This is a genomic window from Candidatus Borrarchaeum sp. (assembly GCF_019058535.1).
GTDB classification, from domain to species: Archaea; Asgardarchaeota; Sifarchaeia; order Borrarchaeales; family Borrarchaeaceae; genus Borrarchaeum; species Borrarchaeum weybense.
Genome location: NZ_JAHPYX010000026.1, coordinates 1 through 6,981 on the forward strand (window position 1 = coordinate 1; position 6,981 = coordinate 6,981).

General features: G+C 35.7%; 7 protein-coding genes. 4 read left to right on the top strand and 3 right to left on the bottom strand.

All coding sequences use genetic code 11. The features are described 5' to 3' along the window. Positions 1-197 precede the first annotated feature (197 nt). Positions 198-1,412: a glycosyltransferase family 39 protein gene (locus QVB70_RS01530; RefSeq protein ID WP_287582689.1), complete on the top strand. Its 1,215-nt coding sequence runs from the start codon at positions 198-200 to the stop codon at positions 1,410-1,412. Positions 1,413-1,461: 49 nt separating this feature from the next. Here QVB70_RS01530 and QVB70_RS01535 read toward each other — a convergent pair whose 3' ends face one another. The 3 genes from QVB70_RS01535 to QVB70_RS01545 form a co-directional block, all read right to left on the bottom strand. Beyond that, complete coding sequence (locus QVB70_RS01535) at positions 1,462-3,132, bottom strand: glycosyltransferase family 39 protein (RefSeq protein WP_287582691.1); 1,671 nt, start codon at positions 3,130-3,132, stop codon at positions 1,462-1,464. 442 nt (positions 3,133-3,574) lie between these two features. Then, positions 3,575-3,826: a hypothetical protein gene (locus tag QVB70_RS01540; protein ID WP_287582692.1), complete on the bottom strand. Its 252-nt coding sequence runs from the start codon at positions 3,824-3,826 to the stop codon at positions 3,575-3,577. 626 nt (positions 3,827-4,452) lie between these two features. Next, on the bottom strand, positions 4,453-4,590 hold the full coding sequence (locus tag QVB70_RS01545) for a hypothetical protein (protein ID WP_287582694.1): 138 nt from the start codon (positions 4,588-4,590) through the stop codon (positions 4,453-4,455). Positions 4,591-4,924: 334 nt separating this feature from the next. Here QVB70_RS01545 and albA point away from each other — a divergent pair, with 334 nt between their 5' ends. The 3 genes from albA to QVB70_RS01560 all read left to right on the top strand — a co-directional run. Further along, the gene (gene albA, locus QVB70_RS01550) at positions 4,925-5,206 is read left to right on the top strand and encodes a DNA-binding protein Alba (RefSeq protein WP_287582696.1); all 282 of its coding nucleotides are present in this window, start codon (positions 4,925-4,927) and stop codon (positions 5,204-5,206) included. A 61-nt stretch (positions 5,207-5,267) separates the two neighbouring features. Beyond that, positions 5,268-5,771 (top strand): KH domain-containing protein, encoded by a 504-nt coding sequence (locus QVB70_RS01555; RefSeq protein ID WP_287582697.1) that lies wholly within the window; start codon positions 5,268-5,270, stop codon positions 5,769-5,771. A gap of 501 nt (positions 5,772-6,272) precedes the next feature. Then, positions 6,273-6,981, top strand: a 709-nt coding sequence (locus QVB70_RS01560) for an amino acid--tRNA ligase-related protein (protein ID WP_287582699.1), incomplete at its 3' end; no start/stop codon positions are given.

Below are 6,981 nucleotides of genomic sequence, written 5' to 3' on the forward strand. Positions count from 1 at the left end.
AAAAAGAAGTTGAACGAAAACATGGTAAATCTAAAATAAAAGTATTTAGAGACGGTCTTAGAATTGTATATGCCCTTATTAAGTCAATTCTTGAATAAAAGAGCTGAATACGCGTGAACTTTTTCAAATTTCGTTTTCAAATGAAATACACACTTCTAATTCTGATTCTAATTATTCTACTTGGTTTAATAATTCGTATGATAAATTTAACCGGTCCGCCTGTCTGGGATGAAGCATATTATATTGTACATTCAGAAGAAATAAAACTAAATCCTTTCAAACATCCCACTTGGGGAGGACATCCACCATTATACGCTTATCTGCTTTTTTGTGTTCATCTTATCTTTGGCTCGTCAATCATAGCTTATAGAATGTTATCAGTGATTCTTGGGACCTTAACCATAATTTTAGTCTTTTATTTTGGAAAAATGCTTTATAATGAAACAATTGGCATATTTGCAGCCTTTATATTGAGTTTATTCCCGCCACATGTCATAATGAGTCGTCTCATAATGATGGATGTTGTCCTTGCTTTTTTTGGCACTTTAGCGCTATATGGCTATTATGCTGGCGAAATGAATAACTCTCGTAAATTAATGATTTTGGGGGCATTTTCAAGCATTTGTGCAATCTTGTCAAAGGAGCCAGGGATTTTAATCCCAATGATCTTTGTCATTTGGTGCCTCATTCAAAGAAGGTTTTCGTTCTACAATGCTCTAACGATTATCCCTCCCTATTTTGTATACGCCATTTGGAAGATTTGGGCGTTGTTAGCCGACTATCGCTATTCTGCTCACGGCGTGGATTATACAATATTAGATTTGATTACCCAACAGGCTCAATTCGAATCATTACCAATTAGCTATGTTAAAATATTCGGAGAAGATTACCTTCTCTTATTTTTTATTATATTATTAATTGCAACATACGCGTTCCGTATCAGAATTCAAAACAGAACTACTTTCAATATTCTGCTTCCCATAATCCTCATAGTACTTCTAGGGCTCCCACTTGGATTCTATTTGATACAAGAATTTGTTTCCATTCCTCCCACTACAAGTATTGTAGATCTCATTGCATTACCCTTGTGCATCTGTTTTTGGGGACTTTTTACTCTTTATAGTTTGCAAGAGAATGGCAACGAAAAATTTTTACTCATTTGGAGTCTTTTCTGGCCAATTGTGTTTATGCTAAATCCAAAAGTCAGTTGGCAATATCTACTTCCTATCTCTCCTGTCTTAGCTATTCTTATTGGTAAAGAATTGTTATTTTCTTTTACAAAAAATTGGAGTTGGAAGTTATTTGGCGTTACAACTCTCTCTGGGAGCATCTATCTATATATTATGTATGCATTTACATCGTATCTTATATTTTCACAAAATGATCTTTTGACGTTCCTTTTTGCATTCTAAATTTGACATCCTCTTTACTCTATAGGATCGGAGATCCACGGCTTTGCAATCAGGTTAAATAGTCTTGTTTAATTCTCTTTACGAAATTGTATATCAAATAACACATTGGAAGGCTGAAAATAATATAATAAAATACGGGAACCTGTAAAAAAGAATTATAGTAAAAGAAACCAGGGATATGAATGCCAATATATCTTAGTGCATCTAGAAAAGGCAAAATTCTCCCTCCCTTGTAAGCATAGTTGAATATATTAGCATATATGTTTGTTAAGATAGCTCCTAATCCAGAAACAACTCCAAAGGCTAAACATAAGCCTCTTATTATTTCTAATACTTTTAGATTAACGGAATAATACCTTAGTACTATATAGGTCATTACTAAAAGAAGTGTAGTTATTGCCAAGTTGTGATTTATTTGATTAAGTTGTGTCCGGTTCATACTTGCTATTAGATCTATACTATCGTATGAGTGAAAGAGTACTTGTACTAACGTCTTCTCAACATATATCGCATATAAATTTCCACCTACAAGGCCTGCTATAATACCAAGATTTACTTTACGTGTCAATCCTTCTTTTAAGAGATTTTCAATAAATGCACCACTTGATAAACAAAGAAATGGTATCAATCCCATAAAATATCTAACATTAAAACAATATCCTAGTGGTGAGGATGTTACAAGCGATCCCCATCTGTAAGATGATCCATAAAATAAAACAATAATTAAAAATGTGAGTATGAGCATTTTTGATTCTTGTGGTTTCTTTCTATAAAGATAAACAACACCTGGTAAAGAAAAAACCAAAAAAGGTGACGATTCAATTAAAGAAGAATGAAAAACATGACCCCACGGTGTATCTTTGTAAATATACACGATTAACATATTCCATAGAGCGTATGGGAGGTTCTCTACTTCAAATAATGCTAAACTAGATTCATTAACTGGACGCGCAATTCCACTAAAACTATAGGGGGTTGTAAATGGATTGCCAAATGCCACATAATGATAAACAAAAACAGGAATGCTTGTAATACACGCTGTACTTAAAAATATCATAAGATTTCTAAAATTCCTTTTTTTTAAATTTTCAGGCATCAATGATATGTACACAGCTATGGGAATACCATAAAGCACTTCATCATACCGTACCATGAAAACAATTCCCAAACTCATTGCAGAGATAAACAAATACCGTAATTTTTTGTTTTCTCTGAAGAGGAAGACGGAATATATCGAAAGGGTCACAAAGAATAAGGAAGTTGTGTGATTCCATATCTTTACTGCATATTCGATCACAAAAGTTCCAAAAATAAATAATATTGACCCCACACTCGCGGTAAGTTCACTAAACATCTTTCCCAACTTAAAAACCAAAAAAGCAGTAAGTGCGAAGAAAAGTATGCTTGTAAATTTTATTCCTACTTTTCCTGACCCACCTAATGCTTTAAACAATAGATAAAATGGAACTGCAATGAATTGATAGCCTGGTGCGCGTCCGCTGTAACATTGTTGATTATAACATACTGAGCCGAGAAAATATTCATGGGAACTAATCTTTCCTGATTCTGCGACTAACATAATAAAAATATAATAGTCCGTATTATCCCAACTGAATTCATACGCCCCATCTGTAACAAATAGCAACCCTAAAATAAGTGAAATCGCAAAAAAACTGATTGCCTTTTCATTAGAACTAGTTCTTTCCCAAATGATCTTCAAAATGGTATATATCTTATCTAGGTAATTTAATCTCTGTTTAAAAAACAGAGTAAGTGGTACCATCAATATTAGCAAAGCAAGGGTAATGTACAGAGGGATTAACAAATCAATAAAGCCTCCATTAGGGCATCAAAATTCACTGTTTCCATTATAAATATTTGTGATAGTTGTTACAATTCATTTCTGCAACAAATCTGTTTATAATGATACTCAATCTCTTAGGAGAAAATACGCTAGCACTCTACCAAACAGAGATTTAAAAATTAAACATCTGTTTTATTAATATCGCTTTCCTCTAGATGTTACGGCAGGAGGAGTACTTTCAGACTATGTCTTTATAAAAAGACCTGCAAATTTGAACCACGAAGTAATTGTACTTAAAAAATTGTAAGTAGTAAATAACTGATTTTCAGTCCCAGGCGCATATCGACGATTTTATGTTTCATTCCATAATAGTTTCAAGGATAACATGGGCAGAAGTCTTTTTAACTCCTGAAATTGCTGCAAGGTCTTTTAGAAAAGAGTCTAACTTAGCACGTCCAACCTGTGCAATCAAATCTAGTTCTGATCCAGTCACCCGAAATAACCGTTGTGCTCTTAACGCCTTAATTTGGTCGTATGCTTCTTTTCGTCGTTCAGGATCGATCTGTATAAACACGAATGCTTCAGTTACAGATTCGCCAAGGGCTTCCATGGCTTTGTTTGTGAGGTCTATAAAGCCTCTACCAGTGCGGATAAAATCTATGTCTCTTAGCTTTCTTAGGTGGTTGGATAGGGCCTGACGGGTTATACTTAATTCATCACTCAGTTCATTTTGAGTTAAGACAATGGTGTGAACCTTTACGCTTTTTCAGGCACCTTAGAGCGGGAAGATCAACTCAAGTGGTGATTCCTGCAGCGTAAAGTTTTTTCAAGATCTGTAATTGTCTATCTGTAATTTTAACAACATTGCTGGCCATGTTATATCCTCCGTTATTCTTGTTTACATGGCATTAAAATGGAATTTACATATTTACACATTTAATTATTTATTTGTAAAAAAAAGCTTACATATTAAAAAAGTTGTGCAAGTTTTCAAATCAAAAACTGATTCTGATGTCAATATTATGATTATTTATAAAACCGTGAAATTATTTACGAAATTCCAAGTTTTATGATAATCATATATCAATTATAATAAGCATGTAAAAAAAGAAAAAAAGAGAGGTTTGATGTCAATACCAAAGATGCAATGGACACTTTTTTTGAGATTTGGTGACCTACCTCGTGCGAAAGCCTCGAGGCTTCCTGCTTCAACGACAGACTCGATCCCCTTGCGGGTTACGGAGGTCTTATCTCCACAGGCTTAACATCCCTACGCCCCGTAGGTACTGCTAACGGTCGTGATGCAATCGGAGTATGCACCTTATCTTCAAGTGTGCGCATGATCCCTCCAATTGTTATTGATACCTTTCTCATACTACAGACCCCTCGATGCACGTGATGAAAGTTAACGCAAATTACCGCAACTCATCACCACGCTGAAGCTGTGGTGATTTCTTGCTTAACTACTCGTAAATAATGCGTTTTTTCGTCTTCCTAAACCGCGGTGTATCCTAACGAAATGATAAAAAGGGCGTCATATTCAAAAAGGTAGTAGGATTACGGAAGTGTTAAAATAACTCCTTCTGGAAAGCTATAGAACTGCGCAACGAGATTCGCATGAGAACCCCCCTTAACAAAAGATTGATAAATAGATTGAACTATACGGGGAGCAAAGCAAATACAACGAACATGAAATCGAGGTTCGTCAATGCCAGAAAGTAACATCATATACGTCGGTTCCAAACCAGTCATGAACTATGTACTCGCAGCTATCACTATATTTCACGGCAATATTAAGGAAGTCTTGATTAAAGCAAGAGGACGTGCAATCAGCCGCTCCGTAGATGTTGCAGAGATAATAAAAAACAAATTCTTAACGGATATTAAGGTGAAAAGTATAACAACAGGAACAGAAATGTTAAGAACAGAAGATGGGAATGAATTTAATACCTCAACGATCGAGATTATCTTGGAAAGAGGAGGCGACTAATGGATATCTTCGAAATATCCACAAAGAGATATGGACGATTCAGTAGCGGGAGAGAGTTAACATGAAAGGACCCTTTTGCAATTTCTGTTTACAGACAGGTATTCTCTGTGGTAAGTGCCAATCTCTTATTGATTCAGGAGAACTTACTAACGTTGATATCAGTGTCGCAATGGCGCTTAATAAACTGGAGCAAAGACATAATGAACTAAAAGATATTACATTCTTTCGTGCAGTCGAGGTTGGTTCATTAATCATTGTATTAGTTGGAGAAAATGATTTGTCAGCAATTCTTGGACATCGTGGGAAAGTCATTAAAGAACTTGAACAAAATCTTAAGAAAAAGATTCGTGTTCTCGAAACTTCATCCTCTACAGGAAAGTTGGTTGAAGATTTGCTAGCTCCCGCTGAAATAGCAGGTATTAATACTATCTGGCTTCCAGACGGCACAAAAGTAAAAAAAGTTAGAGTGCGTGGACAACGTGGAAAACTGCCTGCATCTGTGGATACCCTTGAAGATGTGGTCCAAAAACTAACGAATGAACCTATTCGCATTGTCTTTGAGTGAACTACCACCTAACAAGTTAGGTAGCTTCTGCCCTCATAGACTGTTCTGCTTTGCCAACACGGTTGGTAACATTCAGCCTACTCATCGACAGTTCTGGGCTGGTCTACAACAGCCCCCGTCCCTCAAGGGACACTTGAGGAAACGACAATACCTTCATTGGTACTGTGTCTTGTTTACGCGGTCACGCCAAGCCAGACACCTCGGTGTACTGCATACCAATATTGCATCTACTGCTTTTTAGTTTTTAGGGAGACCTGCGTAAAAGTGAAAACACTATAAATAATTAACTCCCTCATCAAGTTGAGGGATCTTCTTGCGAGGTTGCAATAAACGTTACTTTTCTGTTTCATCAAAAGGATTATAAGAAAATTCTATTTTCCATTTTTGTGACTAAGATTTCTTAGAATTTTGAAAAAATAGATTAGTTGTGCATTTTATTAATGCTGATTTAAATTGGCTAAGAGTTAGTTGGTATCATAAATAGCGATGTGAGGGACTTTCATGGAGATAGACAAGCTTGAGAATTGGCGACGAACCCATTATAGTGATCAAATCGATCTTGAAACACTTGAAGGAAAAGAAATTATAGTATGCGGGTGGATAAAACAAACTCGTGATCTTGGAGGCTTAAAATTCGCTATTTTACGTGATAATTTTGGAGAAGTGCAAATCACATTTCCTAAAGCCAAACTTGATGAAAAATTGTTTGATAAGGCAAATTCTCTTAGAAATGAAATGCCGGTAGCTATTAAAGGTATCGTCAAAATTGATAAACGATCTCCAACTGGTTTCGAACTGATTCCAACTGACCTTAAACTATTAAATAATGTAACTGCAAATTTACCTTTAGATCCTGCCTATAAAGTGAAAGCAGATCTTGATACACGTTTAGATAATCGTATTTTAGACTTACGTTCTACTCAAGCGCATGCTACCTTTATTATCCGCCATAAAGTTACGACAGCTATACGCCAATTTTTTGTAAACCGACGCTTTATCGAAATCAACACACCTCGAATAATTGCTACTGCGACTGAAGGCGGAACAGAGCTTTTTCCAATAGCTTATTTCGAGAAAGAGGCGTTTTTAGCCCAGAGCCCCCAGCTGTATAAAGAACAACTTACTACCGTATTTGATAAGGTTTACGAAATTGCGCCCATATTTAGGGCTGAAGAACACTCAACTACTCGTCATCTCAACGAACTAATGA